Consider the following 19,698-nt stretch of genomic DNA (forward strand, 5'->3'; position numbering starts at 1 on the left):
CCGGCAGACCCCCTCGCGAGACCTGCCGGAAAATTTTTCCCCCTACCTTGAGCCTAAATATTTTCGGAAGAATGCTTCAAGCTCCCTGTAGAAATCAAATCTGTTCTCCTCGTTGTGAAAGCCGTAGCCCTCGTTGTCTTTCACCATGTATACGACTTCTTTGCCCGTCTTCCTCACAGCCTCGACAATCTGATCTGACTCGGCCTTGTTGACTCTTGGGTCATTAGCACCCTGCGCCACAAAAAGCGGTATCCTTATATTTTCCGCGTGGAAAACCGGCGACACTTCCCGCAGTAATTCTTTGTCGGCTGAAGGATCCCCTATCATTTCGTGCTCCATCTCAATAAACGGCTTCCAGTACGGCGGAATACTCTCAAGAAGCGTGAAGAGGTTCGACGGCCCTACATAGCTCACCGCACAGGCATATAGATACGGCGTGAATGTTGCCCCCGCAAGCGCGCTGTAACCCCCGTAGCTGCACCCGTAAATAGCCAGCCTCGAACGGTCTGCGATGCCCTCGTTCACCGCCCACTGCACACCGTCTGTAACGTCTTCCTGCATTTTTCGCCCCCACTGCTTGAAGCCGGCCTGCCAGAATGATTTACCGTAGCCCGTTGACCCCCGGAAATTCACCTGAAGCACAGCGATTCCCCTGTTGGCGAGAAATTGTGCCTCCGAGTCAAATCCCCATGTGTCGCGCCCGCTCGGCCCTCCGTGCGGAATCACTACAAGCGGAAGATTTTTCGCCTCAACACCTGCAGGCAGAGTAATATATCCGTGTATCGTGAGGCCGTCCCGCGCCGTGAAAGTTATTGCCTTCATCGGGGACATATGCTCAGGCTTAATCCACGGGGAAAGGTCAGAAAGTTTCATCACCGAATTGTCCCGGCGGTCAAAAAGATAATACGCTCCGCGAGTCCTGTCGCTGTATGTCCTGACAATATATCGCTGTTCATCGTCATCACAGTCAACAGCAGCCGCTTCAAGTCCCGGAAAAAATTCGTCAAGAGTCTTCTGCAACTCTTCCCGCTCAGTGTCGAAAAATTTATAGTGCCTCCTGTCTGTCGTGTAGGTTACGCCCGTTATGATTTTTCGCTTCTTTGAGTGCATTATCCCGCCTGCGTCAACTTCATCATGTGAAAATATAAGGTCAAGAGTTTTCCCCGTCTCAGGATCATATGTATATATTGCGGCTTTGTCGGTGCTGAGATTCGAGACTACATACATCAGTTTGTTGTCATAGGCGAAAAGTGCGGGCGAAAATGTTTCCTTGAAGTTAAGCGTCATAAGCTCGCGAAATTCCTGCGACTCGTCCGTGCGGTATAACAATGTCTCGTTCACACCGTCAGTGCGGGCGGCGACTCTGAGTTTTCCGTCATGATCTGTCATCCATCCGGTGATGTTTCCGGGATTTTTTGCGAGTAGCTCAAGCTCTCCCGTCATAATGTTACAGCGGTAAACGTCAAAAACTTCCGGGTTGTCCCTGTTCATGCCAATCAGCATGTGAATGGGATCGTCTTCAAGATCGTCAAGCACTCCCGCTTTCACCTTGTCGAACGGCGTTAAGTCTCTCGGCTCTCTTCCGTCAATGTCTGTGATATAGAGATGGTAATTTTCATCCCCGCCCGTGTCCTGCGCGAACACTATTTTTCCGTTTCCCTTCCAGAAAAATCCGGCTATGTCGCGTTCTGTGGCTGACGTGATTCGCTTCTCTGTCCCTGTCGAAATCTCACGGACATAGACATTCATACGATGCTGCCACGGACGCGCAAAGGCTAACCATTTTCCGTCAGGCGAAATCGAGAAGGCAGAATTTTCCGGGTTCCTGAAGAAATCTTCCATCGGCAAAAGGGGAGGCACCGCGGCGAAAGCGCAGACGGCCGGCATTGCGACAAACAAAGCTGCGAGGACAAATAATATTCTCATGGATAAGGATCTCCCTTCAATGGAATTTTCGCGATTGATTGTATCATGGCCGCGTAAAACATTCCTGCTTTGTATTAGAATATTTCACGGTAATGAATTTCATGAGGAGGGGAAAAATTTGCAGGATAATATTTCTGTTTACCCCGTAAAAGTTTCAAGTGCTGAAGATGTCATTAAAATTTGCGCGAAAATCGGAACAGACTCCGGCGCATTATCGTACTTAGTCCCAAAAGCAAATATCATTCACATTTACGCCGAGAGAGTCGACTACAGAGCGGCGAATTTCGTCAAGCAGGAAATGTTATCACGCGGGGGAGATTGTGCGGTCGGGAAACATGTCATTGACGGCAAGACAGATTACAGCGACATTTTCATAATGGGTACGGAAAAGCAGATAACGAGTCTCACGGAGAAAATGACGGCCATGAATATATGGGGGATTCCTGCACTGCGTGAGAAAATCGCGGGCATAATGAGGAACATAAAGCGGGGAAAATGGGAGATAATCTCGCCGAATGGACGCAAAATAATTCTTGGCCGGAAGACGCGGTTAATGGCCATTCTGAATCTCACGCCGGACTCGTTTCACCCTGAGAGCCGGACGGATGAGCGCGGAATAATTGAGCGTGCCGGGAAATTTCTTGACGATGGAGCGTACATTCTTGATGTCGGAGCGGAGTCGACAAGGCCGGGGGCGAGTCCAGTCTCAGAATCTGACGAGGCCGGAAGATTACTGCCTGCCCTGCGAGCTTTGCGGCGCGAGTTTCCAGAGGCGTTAATCTCTGTCGACACATACAAGGCTGAAATTGCGCGTCTCTCTGCGGGTGAAGGTGCTGACATCATCAACGACATAAGCGGCTTCAGTTTCGACTCGGACATGGCCGGAACAATAGCCGGACTCGGTATCCCCTATGTATTGTCGCACATAACCGGGACTCCGTCAGACATGGCCGGATATGAGTCGCACGAAAATATTTTAGGCGAGATGGATAAATATTTTGCGGAAAAACTTTCGGAGCTTGAATCCGCCGGGGTCAAACGGGAAAACGTGATACTTGACCCGGGATTAGGTTTCGGGAAATCTGCCGGGGATAATTTCACCGTGCTGAAGAATATTGAGAGCCTTGCGGGATTCGGGCTTCCTGTGATGATTGGGCATTCGCGGAAGAGATTCACGGGGGGGCTTTCGGGGACTCTCGGTGTTACGGCGATGATGGCGGGAAGGGTGAGCCTCCTGCGGGTTCATGATGTTGCGGGGAATATGGAGGCTCTGAGAGTCGCGGAGGGGATTAACGGCGCGTGAGGCGATATTTCAGGCGGTAAAATATATCCCTGAGAACGAGTTTTGCGGATGATATTGCTTCGGGAAGAACGTTAAATATTTTCCGTATGTTTCTGCTGAAGAGCCTGTATTCAGGGGCTGAGATTTTCGCGCGGGCTGATATTGCGTCAATTAATTCTTCACGGCTGCTGTTTTCGCCCCATGCGCTGTGAGTATAATACTTCCAGTAAAGAGTCTGGCTCGGATGGCCTGAAATTTCCCAAGGTTTTACTGCTCCGGCAAAATGAAGCACAGAGTTTTCTGTTATGCCTCCCGGATTTGTCCCGCTAATGACATTGAAACGGCTGTCTATAATTTTTATTGAGCCGCGGAAAATGCTGTTGTATGCGTCCTGATCCGGGCATGAGGCGTTATGTATATGCTTTCGGAGCCATTCAGCCGTAATAATATCCTGAGCCGCCAGCCTGAACAATGAACCGACAGTGAAACTTCTGCTGATAGATTCTGGGATATTCCTGCCAAGCCCTGCCATTTGCCGCGTAACATCGTGAAGCTCAAGACCCTGCGAATATTTTTCCGCTGTCCGTATGAATTTCTGCCTGTTGTCGTCTGTGAGTGTGTCGTCATGTAGAATGTGAACTGTAACTTTGCTGTGAGTGTTCTCGAAAATTTAAGTCATTGTGACTCCGGCGTGCTGTGAATACGTGCCTGAAGGATCATATACCGCCAGCACTATGTGAATTACGTCATCTGATTTTGGGCATGAATCAGCGTTGGGCGTTGGGCGTTGGGCGTTTATATCCACAATATTCCGTCAATGTCAATATCTCCTTTCTGATGAATGGCGAAATTATAGCAGAGAAATCTTATATCCCGTATAATTCACACAAACATTCAGGAGGACACAAACATGAAAGGAATCGTACTGGCCGGGGGAAGCGGGACTCGCTTGTACCCTCTGACCCTCGTAACATCAAAGCAATTACTGCCCGTTTACGACAAGCCGATGATATATTACCCGGTATCAATCCTAATGCAGGCAAAAATCCGCGACATTCTCATAATCTCAACGCCCGATGATTTGCCCCGTTTCGAGAAACTTTTAGGCACTGGCGAAAGATTCGGCGTTAAATTCTCGTACAAGGTTCAGCCATCACCTGACGGACTCGCGCAGGCGTTCATTCTCGGAAAGGACTTTATCGGCCATGACACAGCCGCGATGATTCTCGGCGACAATATATTTTCCGGGCAGGGATTGACTCGCCGACTCGCTGAGGCTGTCTCGAACGCCGAATCCGGGAAGGGAGCGACAATTTTCGGCTACTATGTCGATGACCCGGAGCGTTTCGGAATCGTAGAGTTTGACTCACACGGCCGGGCAGTGTCCATTGAGGAGAAGCCCGAACATCCCAAAAGCAATTACGCCGTTACGGGGCTGTATTTCTATGACAACAGGGTGATAGAGTTTGCCGAATCCCTGAAGCCCTCAAAGCGCGGTGAACTCGAAATTACCGACCTCAACAGGATATATCTTGAGCGCGGAGAGCTGAACGTTGAATTACTCGGACAGGGCTTTACGTGGCTTGACACCGGGACTCATGAGAGCCTCGCGGACGCTACGAATTTCGTCAAGACTCTTGAGACTCACCAGCACAGAAAGATAGCCTGTCTTGAGGAAATCGCCTACCTTAACGGATGGATTACCCGCGAAAATGTTATGACGGTCGCAAACCAGCTCAGGAAAAATCAGTACGGGCAGTATTTGATTGACGTTATAGAAGGGAAGTATATCGATGCAAGATAAAATTTTCATCACGGGGGCAAACGGCCAGTTAGGGCGCGACCTTGTTCACGAATTAACCGGGCGCGGAATTTCCTGCGTTGCCTCAGACATTCAGCCGGAATTTTCCGGGGATGAGGAATGCGAATATATCCCCCTCGACATCACGGACTCGGACGCTGTTGACTTGGCCATGAGGAAGTCAGGAGTCTCAAGAGTCATACATTGCGCCGCGTGGACTGCTGTCGACTCTGCCGAGGATGATGCGAACCGGGCAAAAGTTTACGCCGTCAACGTAATCGGCACTGAGAACATCGCAAAAGCCTGCGCGGAACACAATCTCATCATGACATACATCAGCACGGACTATGTTTTTGACGGAACCGGGACAGCCCCCCGAAAGCCTGATGACGAATCATTTTCCCCGCTGAATTATTACGGGTACACGAAATTGCAGGGAGAGTTAGCGGTGAAGAAGTACCTGCAAAAATTCTTCATTGTCCGAATCGCGTGGGTTTTCGGGAAAAACGGAAATAATTTCGTCCGAACAATGCTGAAACTTTCACGGACTCATGACACGCTCCGAGTCGTGAATGATCAGATAGGGACTCCTACATACACTCCCGATTTGGCGCGGCTTCTCGCTGACATTAGCATGACGGATAAATTTGGCATATACCACGCAACGAACGAGGGCGGCTATATTAGCTGGTATGATTTCGCGTGTGAGATATTCCGGCAGTCGGGCGTTAATGTGAATGTGATTCCCGTAACGACTGCTGAATATGGGCTGTCAAAAGCAAAGAGGCCGTATAATTCCCGTCTCGACAAAAGCAAGCTGGTATCATCAGGATTTGAGCCGCTCCCGGACTGGCGGGACGCATTGAGGAGGTATCTGTCAGAATATGAGTCAGATTAGCGTTGAACATAACGCCGGAGGGATTGAGGGACTCTGCGTTATCACACAGACGGTACACGGGGACAAGCGCGGGTATTTCACAGAGACATACAACCGCAGGGACATGGCCGAAGCCGGGCTTGATTACGATTTTGTGCAGGACAACCAGAGCAGCAGCACAAAGGGAGTCCTCCGGGGGCTTCATTTCCAGATACATTATCCGCAGACGAAATTAGTACGGGTAATACGGGGGGCAGTGTATGATGTAGCTGTTGACGTTCGCAGGGGAAGCGCGACATTCGGGAAGTATTACGGAATAATTCTGACGGAGGACAATCACAGGCAGTTTTTGATTCCCAAGGGATTCGCTCATGGCTTCCTTGTTATTTCTGACTTTGCGGAGTTCTGCTACAAGTGCGATGACTACTGGCACCCAAACGATGAGGGCGGGATAATATATTCTGACCCCGATGTAAATATCGACTGGCCTAAAGTTGACGCGCCATTGAACATTATCGAGAGGGACAGCAAATTACCGACATTAAGGGAGGCTGTATTGCCGTGAAAATAATCGTAACCGGGGGAGCGGGCTTTATCGGAAGCAATTTCATTTTCCACATGCTGAAGTCTCACCCTGAAGACAAAATAATCTGTATCGACAAGCTGACATACGCCGGGAATCTCGCTACCCTGAAGGAAGTTATTGCTGAGGGAAAAATATCGTTCTTCCACATGGACATCTGCGACCGTGAGAGGGTATACGGCCTGTTTGAGCGGGAGCGGCCCGACATCGTGGTGAATTTCGCGGCGGAATCTCATGTTGACCGCTCAATAAATGACCCGGGAATTTTCCTGTTCACAAACACGCTTGGGACAGGGGTACTTCTTGACGCTTGCATGAAGTACGGAATAACGCGCTATCATCAGGTAAGCACGGATGAGGTTTACGGGGATTTGCCGCTTGACCGCCCTGACCTGTTTTTCACGGAGGACTCGCCGATTCACACATCATCGCCGTATTCAGCCTCCAAAGCAGGAGCTGATATGTTAGTGCTTGCGTATCACAGGACGTACAATTTGCCCGTGAGTATTTCGCGGTGTTCGAACAATTACGGCCCGTATCATTTCCCGGAGAAATTAATCCCCCTGATGATAATCAACGCCCTTCATGATAAGCCGCTACCTGTTTACGGAAAAGGGATAAACGTCCGGGACTGGCTATATGTTGAGGATCACTGCCGGGCTATAGACATGATAATTCACGACACTGACTCGGAGGGTGAAATCTTCAACATCGGCGGGCATAACGAGATGAGGAATATTGATATTGTCCGTCTGATATGCGCGGAGCTTGGGAAGCCTGAGAGCCTGATTACGTTTGTGGAGGACAGGAAAGGCCATGACCTGAGATATGCTATTGACCCGACAAAGATATACCTGCGGTTAGGGTGGCGGCCTGAGACGAGATTCGCGGATGGGATAAAGAAGACAATACGCTGGTATCTCGACAATGAGTCGTGGTGGCGGCCATTGGTGAAGGCTTAATGCCTGCGGGGGATTCTGAGGCGGTCTAAAATTTCTGTGAAGTCAGGAATTATCCGGCCATTATCGCGCAGGGTGAGATATTCTGTTCCGCGTTCTTTGAGCTGTGATTGAGCCTGCCCGCTGAGAGTGTCAGCTATGAATATGTCGGTGTCCCGCGCTATAGTCATGTCTGCGCTCTCAGGATTCCCCCTGCCCATCAATTTCACTTCAACGCGGTAAACTTTCCCCGTAATGCTTTTGAGGCGGTAATCAGTCTCGCGGTCATACGGGAGACTCTTATTACGCCTGAAATTTTCCCTGTCAATAAATTCTTCAGGGACTCCTGCGCGCCTGCACAGCTCATCAACTAACGGCTTCTCGACTCTTTTACCGATTGCGCTCCATGCTCCGCCTATAATTTGAAGTTTTTTCGCAGCCAAAGCATTAATGACTAACAGGCTTTCAGTTAAAGAAAGTTCTACAGTAATGTCATTATGGGTGATTTTAGTTGATAGTGCAAAATCGTCTTCTGAGTTCTTCTCAATTTCGTTAATCACAGCACTTAAACTCTCAAGATTATTTTTCGATGTGTCTAGCATAATTTTACGAGCTGAAGTCCCGTATATATTTGTGATAGTCTTCCTGTTAAGCCCGGCGTAAATTACAGCGTCATCAGGCGAAACATTATCACCGTCAATGAAATGTTCTATATACCATGCCATATTAATATTTCCGCCGTCAAATTTTGCGTATACGATCTCACGGAAAAATTTTACGAAGAAATCAAAGAATAGCTTATCGATTGCATGAACTATAATTTCTCTGTAATCATATCCAGATAATAATCTGCTGACCGTGTTTCTTACCGCTTCTTCCCCGAACGTCATAATATCCCACGCTTTCACTCTCGATAATATCCGCGTAATCCCCGTTAATCTAACACAGAACAGGAATCCTTGCCATTTTCCGCGCCGCCCTTCCGAATGTCCCCGAACTCGCAAAAGTATCCAGCACCGTGTCCCCCTCGAACGAATAATAGCGCAAGACTTTCCGGCATAATTCCTCCGGGAAAACAGCAGGGTGATTCTTGTCATATTTCGGCGCAATGTACCAGCAGTTTGTTGTGTCGATTGGCTCATCGTCGTGCCTGTCAGACCCAGAAGGCTCCGGCTTGACCCATAAAATTTCGTCCACAAAGTAATATCCCGTCTCCGTCAAAACTCTGTGCAGGTCGTAATGTATCGGGTATCTTATGCTCTCGAACTCGCGCCCGGGACGGCGTGTTATCACTGGCGACACGTTCACGATGATAAAGCGTCCGTCCTCAAGCACACGATGACACGCGGAAAATGTTTCGCCCATTTTCGACAGGTATACGGCGTATGGTGAGTAGTCCGAATACTCGCGGGCGTTGTAATACGGCGGGGACGTGAATATGAGCTGCACCGAATTTTCCGGAAGAGCTTTGAGTGTCTCTGTGTTGTCGCCGATAAGCAGAAGCGGAGATGTTATTCTGTTCACGGGGAGGGGCTTTTCTTTTGGCTGACGAAAATTGTAGTACTCGTTCATTTTGCCGATAATCTCATTGTCCCAGAAAGCTATCATCTCATCACGAAGGCGCGAAAATCTTTCGTCATCCCTGCTCCTGTAAAGGCATGTCCTGAACATCTGATATATTAATTCCATCGGGTTATCCCGGCTGAATGCTTCCTCCCTCAGAAATGAATATATCCTTGCGCTGTCGTTGTGCCTGCCGATAGATGACACTGCCTCGCGGCTAACGTCAATATTTTCGTCTGACCTGAATATTTCAAGAAGCGTGTCGAAACTTTCAGGCGTTCTCACTTTCGCAAGTGCTTTAACATTTTCGACTGTGTACATTTTAGTGCTTGGCCTCGCTGTCAAGCTCCTCGATTTTCGGGGCGGCCTCGTCCGCAATCAATCTCCCGTCCCTGAATCGTAATACTCTCTCGCTCCATGTCGCTATCTCCGGCTCATGCGTAACAAGTATCACCGTTATCCCCTGCCTGTGAAGCTCCGTAAAGATATTCATGATCTCGACAGTTGTCTTTGTGTCAAGATTCCCGGTAGGCTCATCGGCTAATATAATCGGTGCTTCTCCGACTATTGCGCGGGCTATTGCGACTCTCTGCTGTTGTCCGCCTGACATTTGCGCGGGGCGGTGATGGAGTCTTTTTCCGAGTCCAACTTTTTCGAGGGCATTAACGGCGGCTTTCCTTCTTTCTGACGAGCTGACTCCGCGATAAAGCAGGGGCAATTCTACATTCTCTACAGCGTCAACTTTCGGCAGGAGGTTGAAGCCCTGAAACACAAATCCCAGTTTCTGATTCCGAATGTCGGCAAGCTCGGCCTTAGTCTGGTCTTTCACATCTACCCCGTCAAGCTCGTATTTCCCGCTCGTAGGAACGTCAAGACACCCTAATATATTCATCATCGTAGACTTCCCCGAACCTGAAGGCCCCATCACGCAGACAAATTCCCCCCGCTCAATCTTGAAGCTCACTCCGTCAAGAGCGCGTAATTCTATGTCGCCCGTAACATAAATTTTCGTGAGGTCGCGCACTTCTATTATGCTCATTATCTCGGACCGCCTCCGCCAGTACGCCGCCTTCCTCCGCCGGGAGCACCGAATAATCCCCCGCGTGTATTTGTTCCTGTGCTGACTCCTTTCTGGGCATTCGTTACGAGTTCGACTCCCTCGCGCAGTGCAGGCCGTTTTCTGTCAGAGCTTTCCTTTACCAGCTCTACCCATTGGCTGTCGGTTATACCCGTAACAACCTGTATCGGCCTCATCATGAATCCGTTTCGCTCAGGCCACACGATTCCCGAATGAAGAGTCTTCTTTGCCGTCAATATATCGCGGTCAAATGAGATAGTCGCAAGCAAATCTTCAGGGGGTGTGAATCTCAATGCCGCTACGGGGATTCGGAGTACGTTTTCTGATTTGGCCGTCTCGATTGATACATTCGCGGTCATTCCGGGCTTGAGCTTCAATTCATCGTTGCTTACGTGTATTATTACTGTGTACGTTACAACATTTTCGCTTGTGTTGGGAGCTATTCTGACTTGGACGACCTTCCCCGAAAATGTTTCGTCAGGGAAAGCATCAACCCTGAAAGTTACGTTTTGCCCCTCTGCTACCGTGCCTATGTCGGCCTCGTCTACTTTCGTCTCAATTCTCATCCGTGTCAAATCTTCCGCAATCTTGAAGAGTGTCGGAGCCTGCAAACTTGCCGCGACTGTCTGCCCTGCGTCAACCTGCCTGTCAATGACGACTCCGTTCACGGGAGATTTTATCTGCGTGTAATTCAGGTTGGTACGCGCGCGTTCTACTGCTGCTTTTGCCTGCTTTACGCGGGATTGCGCTTCCTGCAGTGAGGCTTTCTTCATTTCTACGTCTGCTTCACTGGTATCAACTTCACTGCGGGCGATTAATTTCCGGCTGAATAATTCCTTGTTCCGCGTGTATTTCCGCTGTGAGTCGGTAAGGGCGGCCTGTGCGCTTTTCACGGCGGCTTCATTCACAGCTAGGGAGGCTTGAGACTCGTTGAGGGTTAAGCGCAAGACAGAAGGGTCTATCAGCGCGATTAATTGACCTGCTTTCACGGGCGAATTGAAGTCAACGTAAATTTCCTGCACTGTTCCTGAGACCTGAGTCCCGACTTCTACGACACTTATCGCGTTAAGCTCGCCTGTTGCTGTAACTTCCGAGACTATATCACCCCGCGTTATCGCTGACGTTGTGAGGCCGTAATTCACGGGTTCGGGCGCGAAAAAATACTCCCATCCCAGCCAGCAGAGTCCCGCGAAAATTCCCAGTATCAATAATTTCTTGAGTCCCGCTCTCATTGCTACAGCCTCCGCAGAATGCTCAAACGTTCGTAGCCTATGCTTTCGTTGTCGGAATTGAGACGGCCAAGCGGTATTGATTTGTTCGTCCCGTGATAGTCGCTTCCTCCTGAGACAAGAAGCCCGGATGTTTCTGCGTATTCCGTCAGCCATTTGCATTTTGACACGGGATATTTCGAGTACCAGCACTCCAAGCCCTTTATGCCGTATGACATCAATTCGCGCAGGGTCATCCTGAATGTTTCCTCTGTTGACTCCTTCTCGCCCTCACCGCCGAGAGGGTGCGCCCAGACCGGGAAGCCGTCAGCCGACAATATCGCCCTCACTGCCTGACGCGCCGGGATTCTCGTTGTTCCTGTCCTGCATTTGTCGATGTAGCGTTCTATTGCGTCCTGTATATTGTCAGCGAGTCCCTTCATCACCATCATGTTGGCTATGTGAGGCTTTCCGACGCTGGGAATGTTGAGCAGCGATGTTATTTCGTCGTCCGTAAACTCAATCCCGAAATTTTCCCGCAAGAGCTTTATACGCAGGTGAAATTTCTGATGCCTGAGACTGTCGCCCGTTCTCAGAGCCTCCCGGAAATCGGGGTTGTACTCGTCATATCCCAGTCCAAGAATATGGCACTTTGTCCCCGTATCAGTAACGCATGAGAACTCCACGCCCTGAATGAACTTTATACCAGGCGGGATTATCTTCTTCATTCTCAGCGCGCCTTTGATTGTGTCATGATCTGTTACTGCAAAAATATTTATTCCGGCCTTCTGAATGTTCCACAACAATTGCTCCGGCGAGTCTGTGCCGTCTGAAGCGTTCGTGTGAATGTGCAAGTCTACTGTTCCTGCCATAAATCCTGTCTCCCTTCTATTTCGGGCGGAAAATGCCCAAGTGCCTCGTCAAGATTCGCCCGCGCTGTCTGAGCGTCATATATTGCCTGATAGTATGTGTGCTTTGCTTCCGCGAGGGCTGATACTGCATCGCTTACTTCTACGGAATTTCCGACCCCTACAATGTAGCGTCCGTTCGCCAGCTCTAAATTCTCCTCCGAATATTTCACGGCCTCTTCTGCCGCTATTGCCCGGTCTTTTGCGTTGAGGAGGGACAATGCCGCACTCATTACGCCGTAAGTGATATTCTGCCTCAGCGTGTCAACATCCGCGTAAACCTGCTCAAGCTGAATCCTTGCGCGGGTGATTGCCGCTTTCGTCTCGCCTCCGTCCGCGACAGGAACATTCACGCTCACGCCCGCATAATAATTCGTGTTCGCTGTCCCGTGCTGTGAATTGCTCAGTGATGTCCCAGCCTGGCCTGTTATTGTCGGGGAATCTGCCCTTGCCGCGTCCTTTATGGTGAGTTCGCCCGCTGTGATGTCGTGCATAAGTTTGCGGAAGTCGGGACGGTCAGAGAGTGCTACGTCAACAAGTGAAGCAAAATTTTCTGGGAGCGAGGGCAGTAATAATTCAGACGGTACAGAAATGTTGAACGGGCTGTGAAGCTCCGTACCCATTGCGACCTTCAGGGCTTCCTGCGCGAGTAATATATCATTGTTGGCTTTGAGGAGGGCGACTCTTGCCGACGACAAATCAGTCTGGGCTTTCGTTACGTCAATATAGGGGCTGTTGCCGACCTCGTAGAGTCCCTGCGCCCTGTTCAAATGTTCCTCAAGATTATTCACTTTCTCCTGCTGTAAATCGCGGTCAAGAAATTCAAGCACAAGGTCATAATATTTGCGTTTGGCCTCGGCTGTTACGGTTGTCATTGTGCGGCGGTGAGTCTCACGCGAGGCGGAAAGATTTTCGGCGCGTATCTGCCGCTGAATTTTGTTGCGGCTGTTGTCGTAAATTAATTTCGTTGCGCTGAGTGTGATTGACTCGTTGTGGTAATTGTCGCTGAAGTAATCATAATCCCCGTTGTACCTAGCCGAGCCTGTCGCTGTAACTTTGACTCTTGCCGCGGCTCTTAGGGACTCTATCTGCGCTTCTATGTCTTTTGCTGAGGCTTTAGTTTTTCGGAGTGAGGGGTGATTGTTCAGTGAGAGGATTAGACATTCTTCAAGAGAGAGTCCCGAAATATCGGGTGAAATATTCTGAGCGTATGAGGCTGTGAAGGACAATAATATTATTGAGAGTGTGAGAAAAATTCCGCGCATATCAGCAATAACTCCTGAAATAAAATTAGACCCCGTGAAGAAGATTTTACACTAAATCACGGAGTCCAGTATATTCAGATTGATTGAAGACTTTGTGAAACTCTAGCCGCGTGTGATTTCGGTGTTGGCCATCTTCTCGTAGACTTTGGCGAGTGCGCTGTGATCGTCCTGCCCGCAGCCGTCCCCGTGAAGAATCTTCATCATTTCCGCAACCTGAACCGTTAAAGGTATGGGACTGTCGACAGCTTTAGCCGCGTCCATGACGTTGGCCAAGTCCTTAATGTGAAGGTCAATCTTGAAGCCGGGCTTGAAGTTGCGATCCATAATCATGGGTGCTTTTGCGTCCATGACTGTAGAGCCTGCGAGTCCTCCGCGTATTGCCTGGTATATTGCTTCAGGATTAACGCCTGCCTTTTTGCCGAGCATGAGAGCCTCACTCACTGCCGCGATGTTTACGGCTACAACTATCTGATTACAGAGTTTCGTTACGTTGCCCGCGCCGATTTCACCGCAGAGGACTACGGAGCTTCCCATAGCCTTTAGCACCGGCTCGAATTTCGCGAACACTTCCTTTTTGCCGCCTACCATGAAACTTAATGTGCCGTCAATGGCTTTCGGCTCACCGCCTGACACGGGAGCGTCAAGCATATCGATTCCCTTTTTGGCGAGAGCGTCAGCAATTTCACGGCTGGCAATCGGGTTGATGGACGACATATCAATGAAGGCCGCGCCTTTCTCCATGTGGTCGGCGACTTTGTCATCCTCAAGCATGACGCTTTTGACGTGCGGCGAATTGGGCAGCATGGTCAACACAAGCTCGACACCTTTAGCTGCGTCTACGGCGTTTGCTGCTTTGACGGCTTTCCCTTTCCCGAACTCTACAACCTCATCCGCAACTGCCGCTGTACGGTCGTAGACTCTCAGCTCATGTCCGGCTTTGATGAGGTTCTTTGCCATAGGCTTGCCCATAATGCCCAGTCCGATAAATCCTATCTTCATTTGTGTGCTTCCTCTCTTTGTGGAAATATTTACGTTTCAAATTATAACAGAGTGCTTCACTTCATTATGCGGTATATTACGTCTCGAATCATCATGGGCTTGTTCTGAGATGGAGAACGGCCTGATTTGTCACGGCTGACGCTTGTTACACAGTCGCCGCGGCAGAATGAAGGCGGGCTTGACTATATCGATGCTGGCTCATTATTATCGATACTCTCCAAATGTTCAGAAGGCAGTTATCCGGCAAGGGGAGCATGTACTCAGAAGACTACGGAATATACAAAATACCATAATCCATATGGATAAAAGTTTCTTCCATACGCCACTTTTTGAAAGTGAATGCTACACTCTGGGGTCTGTCAAGTAAACTGTGTATGAGATTTTTCTATGACACTTTCGGGAAACGGTCTGCGTATCTCACATAGAAGTGCCTTAATGCTTTTGACCAGTTGCTTATCGGCATTGTCCACTTCTGGGACGCTTTTGATACCGCTATCCATACCAGTTTCACCGCACTCTCATCGCTCCCTAGTATCCGTTTCGTTTTCATGCGGCTTCTTATTACTCCGTTGAGCGACTCGATCGCGTTGGTCGTATATATCACTCGTCTTATCTCCGCCGGGTACGTGAAGATTGTTACTATGTTCTCCCAGTTACGTTCCCAAAGCGAGTAGATTGCTGGCGACTTCTCGTTCCACTTTTCCCCTAGTCTAAGCAAGGCTGCTTCGGCCCCTTCCAACGTTCCGGCATGGTAGATTTCCTTCAAATCTCGCGCTAATTCCTTGCGGTATTTGTACGATACGTATTTCAAACTGTTCCGAACAAGATGAACTATGCACAGCTGAATGTGAAACTGACATTTTCCGCCTGAAAAATTCAGAAAGCCGGAAAGGAATAACACCGGCAAACACCCCCCGCCTAAAAAACGGGGGATATATTTTCTGTCAAGAATGGACTGACTCAGGGACTCTCCTCTGTTGTCGCTGATTTTGATTAAGCCCGCAAATATTTTCCCCGCCCATTAATCTATAATAGCTTCCATCAGACAAGGGAGTGAAATTTTTGACAGACGAAGAGAAACAGCAGGTTCAGAATTTAATCAGCGCAAGGACGAAATTACTGACCGAGAAAACAGCAAGGCAGGATGACGAGATAAAGACACTCAGCGCACATTTAATTTCATTGCACAGCACGCTAGAGTCCCGCGAGGCCGAAATAGAATCCCTGAACGAAAAATTGTCGCAGGCTCAGGAGGAATTATCACGCGCAAAGGAACAGAACAGACAGCTCGCCGCCCTCATTCAGTCCGAACAGACAAAGCCCGAAAAATCACAGCCGATTCCTGAAAAGCCTAACTATCTTTTGTCGCTGTTACGTCAGCATTTCGGGTACGACAATTTCAGGCCGGGACAGGAGGAAATCATTGACGCACTTTTGTCCGGGCGCGATGTCTTCTGCTCAATGCCCGAAAATTACGGCAGGAGCATTTGTTACCGCCTCCCCGCGCTGTTAATGCCCGGCGTTACTCTCGCTGTTACTCCCGATGACCCGCCCGACTCCCTCGCCGACTCTCACTCCGAAATATTATCGCCCTCCCTGACTCCCGCAAAGAGGCGCGAAATCCTCCGCAAAGTCCGTAACGGTACGTGCAAGATACTTTATTCGACCGTTCAGCAGTTATCAGAGTCCGACTCCCTGTCAGCCCTGAAGAAGTCAGAAATTTCTATGGCCGCAATCATTTCACGCTGGGGGACTCCTCACGGCCTCGCCTCATGGCCGGATATTGTCTCATCAATAACATCACGAAAAATCACCGCCGGAATTTTCGCCGACACTACAAGCCCCGCGCTTAGGCAGGAATTGTTGAAGCTCGCCGGGCTTAATTCTCCGCTGAAAGTCATAACGGGCTTCAGACGGGATAATTCAGAGATACGAATCATACGCGCCGAAAATAAGCAGTCAGCACTGAACGAGATATTAGCGGGGAAAGCAGGAGTCCCCGGTGTGATTTACTGCTCGACTCCTGAGACGGCCTACAAGTTAGGGGAAATGCTCCGGGATTTTGGCGGGCTGAATGACTCCCTGCTCATCATGCCAATGTTGCTTTACCGCGAAATTTCCCGCAGAGATATACGCTTCACCGTTCATTACGACATGCCAGCGTCCCCCGGCGATTTCTCACAGCATATCAATATCACCGGGAACAATCCCAAGTCCGAGTCAATAATTCTTGTCTCACGCAATGACATCCGCAACACTGACCGCAATATGATTCCATTCTGCAAGAGCGAATCCCCCGGAGATTATCTGCTGTCGTATCTCGGAGTCGATGAGAGCATTACCCCGTCAACAGAGACAGAAAGCGCAGAGTCCGCAAAAATTTCGCCTGATGATGTCTCTGATTTCGACTTTGGGAACGCAAACGAGTCCCAGCGGGAAGCCATCACAGCGACAAACGGCCCCCTTCTGATTATCGCCGGGCCTGGGACGGGAAAAACTTTCACCCTTGTGCAGCGCGTTGTGTTTCTGATACAGAAAAAGCGGGTCAGCCCGGAAAATATCATGCTCGCGACATTCACCGATAAGGCCGCAAATGAGATTGTTACGCGTGTTACTCAGGAGCTTTCACGGCGGAATATCACTGCCGACACTGGCGCAATGTACGCAGGGACGTTTCACGCGATATGCGGGCGAATCCTGAAGGAGTACTCAGACTTCACCGGGAGGCCGAAAAATTTCCGGGTTCTTGATGATTTCGGACACGCCTACATGATTATGCAGAACATGAAGAAGTTTGACGGGATTCCGGGACTTTCTTCCGCGCTCAAGTCAAAAGGAAGATGGGCAAATTCCCGCGAGCTTAGGGACTGTATCAATACACTGTCGGAAGAGCTTGCTGACCCTGAAGAATTAATCCGCGACTCAAATCCTGCTGTCAGTGCGTTAGGCCGTGCCATGAAGATTCATGATGACATTCTCCGGGAGTCAAACTCTCTGAGCTGGTCGGCGATTCTTGTTGAGACGTATAAACTTCTCCGCGACAATCCCGAAATCCTCGCAGACCTTCAAGCCCGTGTGAAATATGTCATGGCTGACGAGTATCAGGACACGAATTATATTCAGGAGCAAATAGCGTTATTGATAGCGGGAGAGTCCCGGAATATTTGCGCGGCGGGCGATGATGATCAGAGCATATATAGATTCAGGGGGGCGGAAGTCCGCAACATTCTCGAATTTCCGGGGCGTTTCGGGAATGAATGCAGGGTTGTGCGTCTCATGCTCAATTACAGGTCAAGACCGGGGATAATAGATTTCTTCTCTCAATGGATGACAGACACGGGAAAATTTTTCGCGTGGGAAATTTTTAGGCATGAAAAGAAACTTGAAGCATACCGCCCGGCCATGAATAATAATCCTTCCGTGATGAGGCTTGCAGGAATCGCCGACAAAAACGAATGGCACGAGAAAATATTTCACCTGATACAGTCCCTCAAAGACTCCGGGAAACTCAGCGACTACAGCCAGATAGCATTTCTCTTCCGTTCCGTGAAAAATCCTGATGTCAAAGCCCTGTCGCAATATCTTGAGGAACACAACATAGGGGTATATTCTCCGCGCTCTGATATGTTCTTTCAGCGGAAAGAGATAATTTTCGCGGTCGGCTGCATCATAGCAATGTTCCCGGATTACCTGAAGGGGCTAGAGTCCGGGGCGTTCAACTTCAACGGAGGCGAGCCGGATTATATTGCGTACTACAAAAAGTGCCTGGCCTATGTGAAACGCTACATTGACCGCCCGCAGTATTCCGCCCTGAAGAAGCATATAATCTCCTGCCGTAATCATCACGCAAAACTCACGGGCTACACGGGCTATACTTTCTCTGATTTGCTGTATGAGCTTTTCGCGTACCCTCCTTTTGACGCGGCATTGAGCGCGGATATTTCCGGGACAGTGAAAGAACTGCGGCCTGCCCGGAATCTGTCGCGGCTCGTTCAGATTCTCCGGCACTATGAGCACAGCTACAACATCAACAACCTTAACGCGAAATATATCGCCAATCAATTCACGATAATGATGAACATATATATGCGCTTCATGATAGAGGAGGGAGCAGACGAATACGAGGGCGGAGAGTCCCCGGTGCCGCCCGGCCATGTGGCATTCATGACTATACATCAGGCCAAGGGGATGGAGTTTCCTGTAGTTTTCGCCGACTCCTTATGGGCATACCCGCAGGAAAATTCCGTGAGCGAGATTATGCGGGACATATCCCGGAAATATTACAGGAGGCCGGAATTTGAGCCTGAAGACCGCGTAAAGTACTTTGACTTCTGGCGGCTGTACTATGTTGCGTTCACGCGGGCGCAGGATTTGCTGATATTGACGTGCTGCGAGGACAGGAATACGCCGAGCCGATATTTTGAGGACGCATACAACCGGCTTGATGACGCTGACGAATCTTTGCGGATTCCCGACGCTGAAATAAGCCCGGCGAAAGTTTCGGGGCTGAAGAACACGTATTCATTCACGGGCGATATTTTGACGTACGAGAAATGCCCGACGCAGTACAAATTTTTCCGTGAGCTTGAGTTCATGCCGGGGCGGTCTGAATCAACATTCACGGGGACATTGATACATGCGGTGCTTGAGGACATACACAGGGCGGTGATTAATCATGAGGAAAGCAGGATAACGCCGGAAAATATTTCGTCATGGTTTGCGGATGAGTACGAACATTTGTCGCGGCGTGAGCAGGCATACCTGAGTCAGTCGGCAAGAAACACCGCGCTGAATCAGATTATGCGCTACGTTCAGAGGCAGGGCGATGACTGGTCAGCGGTGAGAAAAGCGGAGTATGATGTGAACACTGTCCGGGATGATTATATTCTTGGGGGGAAAATTGACCTGATTTCAGTCCGGGACGGTGAGACGGAAATCACAGACTTCAAGTCAGGCGCGAAACCTAATGTCAACATCAGCGCAGACCGCGAACGCCTCGAAACATACCGCCGTCAGATTTTCGCGTATTCATTCATGGCCGGGAACGCAACGGGACTCAATGCTGGCCGACTCAGGCTTTACTTCACAGGAGAGGAGAATGGAAGCCCGGAAATCATATACCAGTATGACCCGGACGAGGCCGCAGAAATCATGAAGGGATTTGACGAGACCGTAAGCAAAATTATCCGCAAGGACTTCAATCACAAAGCTGACGACTCCGAAAATTGCCGGGACTGTGTTTTCAGGCACTACTGCGGGAGGGAATGACG

At 49.6% G+C, this 19,698-nt stretch carries 16 protein-coding genes; 6 read left to right on the forward strand and 10 right to left on the reverse strand.

Annotation, left to right across the window (positions count from 1 at the left end; all coding sequences use genetic code 11):
* Window positions 1-42: 42 nt before the first annotated feature.
* Window positions 43-1,926: a S9 family peptidase gene (locus IKQ95_05750; GenBank protein MBR4196201.1), complete on the reverse strand. Its 1,884-nt coding sequence runs from the start codon at window positions 1,924-1,926 to the stop codon at window positions 43-45.
* A gap of 472 nt (window positions 1,927-2,398) precedes the next feature.
* Here IKQ95_05750 and folP point away from each other — a divergent pair, with 472 nt between their 5' ends.
* Window positions 2,399-3,229, forward strand: coding sequence for a dihydropteroate synthase (gene folP / locus IKQ95_05755; protein MBR4196202.1), 831 nt, complete (start codon window positions 2,399-2,401; stop codon window positions 3,227-3,229).
* Here folP and IKQ95_05760 read toward each other — a convergent pair.
* Window positions 3,216-3,740, reverse strand: coding sequence for a hypothetical protein (locus IKQ95_05760; GenBank protein MBR4196203.1), 525 nt, complete (start codon window positions 3,738-3,740; stop codon window positions 3,216-3,218). The two genes, folP and IKQ95_05760, sit on opposite strands and share 14 nt — an antisense overlap.
* Window positions 3,741-4,118: 378 nt before the next feature.
* Here IKQ95_05760 and rfbA point away from each other — a divergent pair, with 378 nt between their 5' ends.
* The 4 genes from rfbA to rfbB are packed head-to-tail and all read left to right on the forward strand — an operon-like array spanning window position 4,119 to window position 7,431.
* Window positions 4,119-5,012: a glucose-1-phosphate thymidylyltransferase RfbA gene (rfbA, locus tag IKQ95_05765; protein ID MBR4196204.1), complete on the forward strand. Its 894-nt coding sequence runs from the start codon at window positions 4,119-4,121 to the stop codon at window positions 5,010-5,012.
* Window positions 5,002-5,907 (forward strand): dTDP-4-dehydrorhamnose reductase, encoded by a 906-nt coding sequence (gene rfbD, locus IKQ95_05770; protein MBR4196205.1) that lies wholly within the window; start codon window positions 5,002-5,004, stop codon window positions 5,905-5,907. Before rfbA ends, rfbD begins: the two co-directional genes overlap by 11 nt.
* On the forward strand, window positions 5,894-6,451 hold the full coding sequence (gene rfbC, locus IKQ95_05775; protein ID MBR4196206.1) for a dTDP-4-dehydrorhamnose 3,5-epimerase: 558 nt from the start codon (window positions 5,894-5,896) through the stop codon (window positions 6,449-6,451). The genes rfbD and rfbC overlap by 14 nt, the downstream gene beginning before the upstream one ends.
* A complete protein-coding gene (gene rfbB, locus IKQ95_05780; GenBank protein ID MBR4196207.1) occupies window positions 6,448-7,431 on the forward strand; it encodes a dTDP-glucose 4,6-dehydratase in 984 nt (327 codons plus the stop codon). The genes rfbC and rfbB overlap by 4 nt, the downstream gene beginning before the upstream one ends.
* On the opposite strand, the gene IKQ95_05785 is transcribed toward rfbB, so the two are convergent.
* From IKQ95_05785 to IKQ95_05820, 8 genes are all read right to left on the reverse strand, one after another.
* Window positions 7,428-8,315: a CfrBI family restriction endonuclease gene (locus IKQ95_05785; GenBank protein MBR4196208.1), complete on the reverse strand. Its 888-nt coding sequence runs from the start codon at window positions 8,313-8,315 to the stop codon at window positions 7,428-7,430. The two genes, rfbB and IKQ95_05785, sit on opposite strands and share 4 nt — an antisense overlap.
* 31 nt (window positions 8,316-8,346) lie before the next feature.
* Entirely contained in the window at window positions 8,347-9,291 is a 945-nt protein-coding gene (locus IKQ95_05790) for a hypothetical protein (GenBank protein ID MBR4196209.1), read from the reverse strand.
* A 1-nt stretch (window position 9,292) separates the two neighbouring features.
* Complete coding sequence (locus IKQ95_05795; GenBank protein ID MBR4196210.1) at window positions 9,293-10,009, reverse strand: ABC transporter ATP-binding protein; 717 nt, start codon at window positions 10,007-10,009, stop codon at window positions 9,293-9,295.
* Window positions 10,009-11,280, reverse strand: coding sequence for an efflux RND transporter periplasmic adaptor subunit (locus IKQ95_05800; protein ID MBR4196211.1), 1,272 nt, complete (start codon window positions 11,278-11,280; stop codon window positions 10,009-10,011). Before IKQ95_05800 ends, IKQ95_05795 begins: the two co-directional genes overlap by 1 nt.
* A 2-nt stretch (window positions 11,281-11,282) precedes the next feature.
* Window positions 11,283-12,128, reverse strand: a complete 846-nt coding sequence (locus IKQ95_05805; GenBank protein ID MBR4196212.1) for a PHP domain-containing protein — start codon at window positions 12,126-12,128, stop codon at window positions 11,283-11,285.
* A complete protein-coding gene (locus IKQ95_05810; protein MBR4196213.1) occupies window positions 12,113-13,429 on the reverse strand; it encodes a TolC family protein in 1,317 nt (438 codons plus the stop codon). Before IKQ95_05810 ends, IKQ95_05805 begins: the two co-directional genes overlap by 16 nt.
* Before the next feature lie 102 nt (window positions 13,430-13,531).
* On the reverse strand, window positions 13,532-14,428 hold the full coding sequence (garR, locus tag IKQ95_05815) for a 2-hydroxy-3-oxopropionate reductase (GenBank protein MBR4196214.1): 897 nt from the start codon (window positions 14,426-14,428) through the stop codon (window positions 13,532-13,534).
* Window positions 14,429-14,813: 385 nt separating this feature from the next.
* Window positions 14,814-15,335 (reverse strand): transposase, encoded by a 522-nt coding sequence (locus IKQ95_05820; protein ID MBR4196215.1) that lies wholly within the window; start codon window positions 15,333-15,335, stop codon window positions 14,814-14,816.
* A 155-nt stretch (window positions 15,336-15,490) separates the two neighbouring features.
* Here IKQ95_05820 and IKQ95_05825 point away from each other — a divergent pair, with 155 nt between their 5' ends.
* The gene (locus IKQ95_05825; protein ID MBR4196216.1) at window positions 15,491-19,696 is read left to right on the forward strand and encodes a UvrD-helicase domain-containing protein; all 4,206 of its coding nucleotides are present in this window, start codon (window positions 15,491-15,493) and stop codon (window positions 19,694-19,696) included.
* The last annotated feature ends 2 nt before the right edge of the window (window positions 19,697-19,698 follow it).

This window comes from Synergistaceae bacterium, from assembly GCA_017540085.1.
Classification (GTDB): domain Bacteria; phylum Synergistota; class Synergistia; order Synergistales; family Aminobacteriaceae; genus JAFUXM01.

What these genes read in the sequence shown, in the direction of transcription:
- IKQ95_05750 (MBR4196201.1), bottom strand. Translation starts at nt 1,926, where the DNA reads ATGAGAATATTATTTGTCCTCGCAGCTTTGTTTGTCGCAATGCCGGCC.
- folP (MBR4196202.1), top strand. Translation starts at nt 2,399, where the DNA reads ATGAGGAACATAAAGCGGGGAAAATGGGAGATAATCTCGCCGAATGGA.
- IKQ95_05760 (MBR4196203.1), bottom strand. Translation starts at nt 3,740, where the DNA reads ATGGCAGGGCTTGGCAGGAATATCCCAGAATCTATCAGCAGAAGTTTC.
- rfbA (MBR4196204.1), top strand. Translation starts at nt 4,119, where the DNA reads ATGAAAGGAATCGTACTGGCCGGGGGAAGCGGGACTCGCTTGTACCCT.
- rfbD (MBR4196205.1), top strand. Translation starts at nt 5,002, where the DNA reads ATGCAAGATAAAATTTTCATCACGGGGGCAAACGGCCAGTTAGGGCGC.
- rfbC (MBR4196206.1), top strand. Translation starts at nt 5,894, where the DNA reads ATGAGTCAGATTAGCGTTGAACATAACGCCGGAGGGATTGAGGGACTC.
- IKQ95_05790 (MBR4196209.1), bottom strand. Translation starts at nt 9,291, where the DNA reads ATGTACACAGTCGAAAATGTTAAAGCACTTGCGAAAGTGAGAACGCCT.
- IKQ95_05795 (MBR4196210.1), bottom strand. Translation starts at nt 10,009, where the DNA reads ATGAGCATAATAGAAGTGCGCGACCTCACGAAAATTTATGTTACGGGC.
- IKQ95_05800 (MBR4196211.1), bottom strand. Translation starts at nt 11,280, where the DNA reads ATGAGAGCGGGACTCAAGAAATTATTGATACTGGGAATTTTCGCGGGA.
- IKQ95_05805 (MBR4196212.1), bottom strand. Translation starts at nt 12,128, where the DNA reads ATGGCAGGAACAGTAGACTTGCACATTCACACGAACGCTTCAGACGGC.
- IKQ95_05810 (MBR4196213.1), bottom strand. Translation starts at nt 13,429, where the DNA reads ATGCGCGGAATTTTTCTCACACTCTCAATAATATTATTGTCCTTCACA.
- garR (MBR4196214.1), bottom strand. Translation starts at nt 14,428, where the DNA reads ATGAAGATAGGATTTATCGGACTGGGCATTATGGGCAAGCCTATGGCA.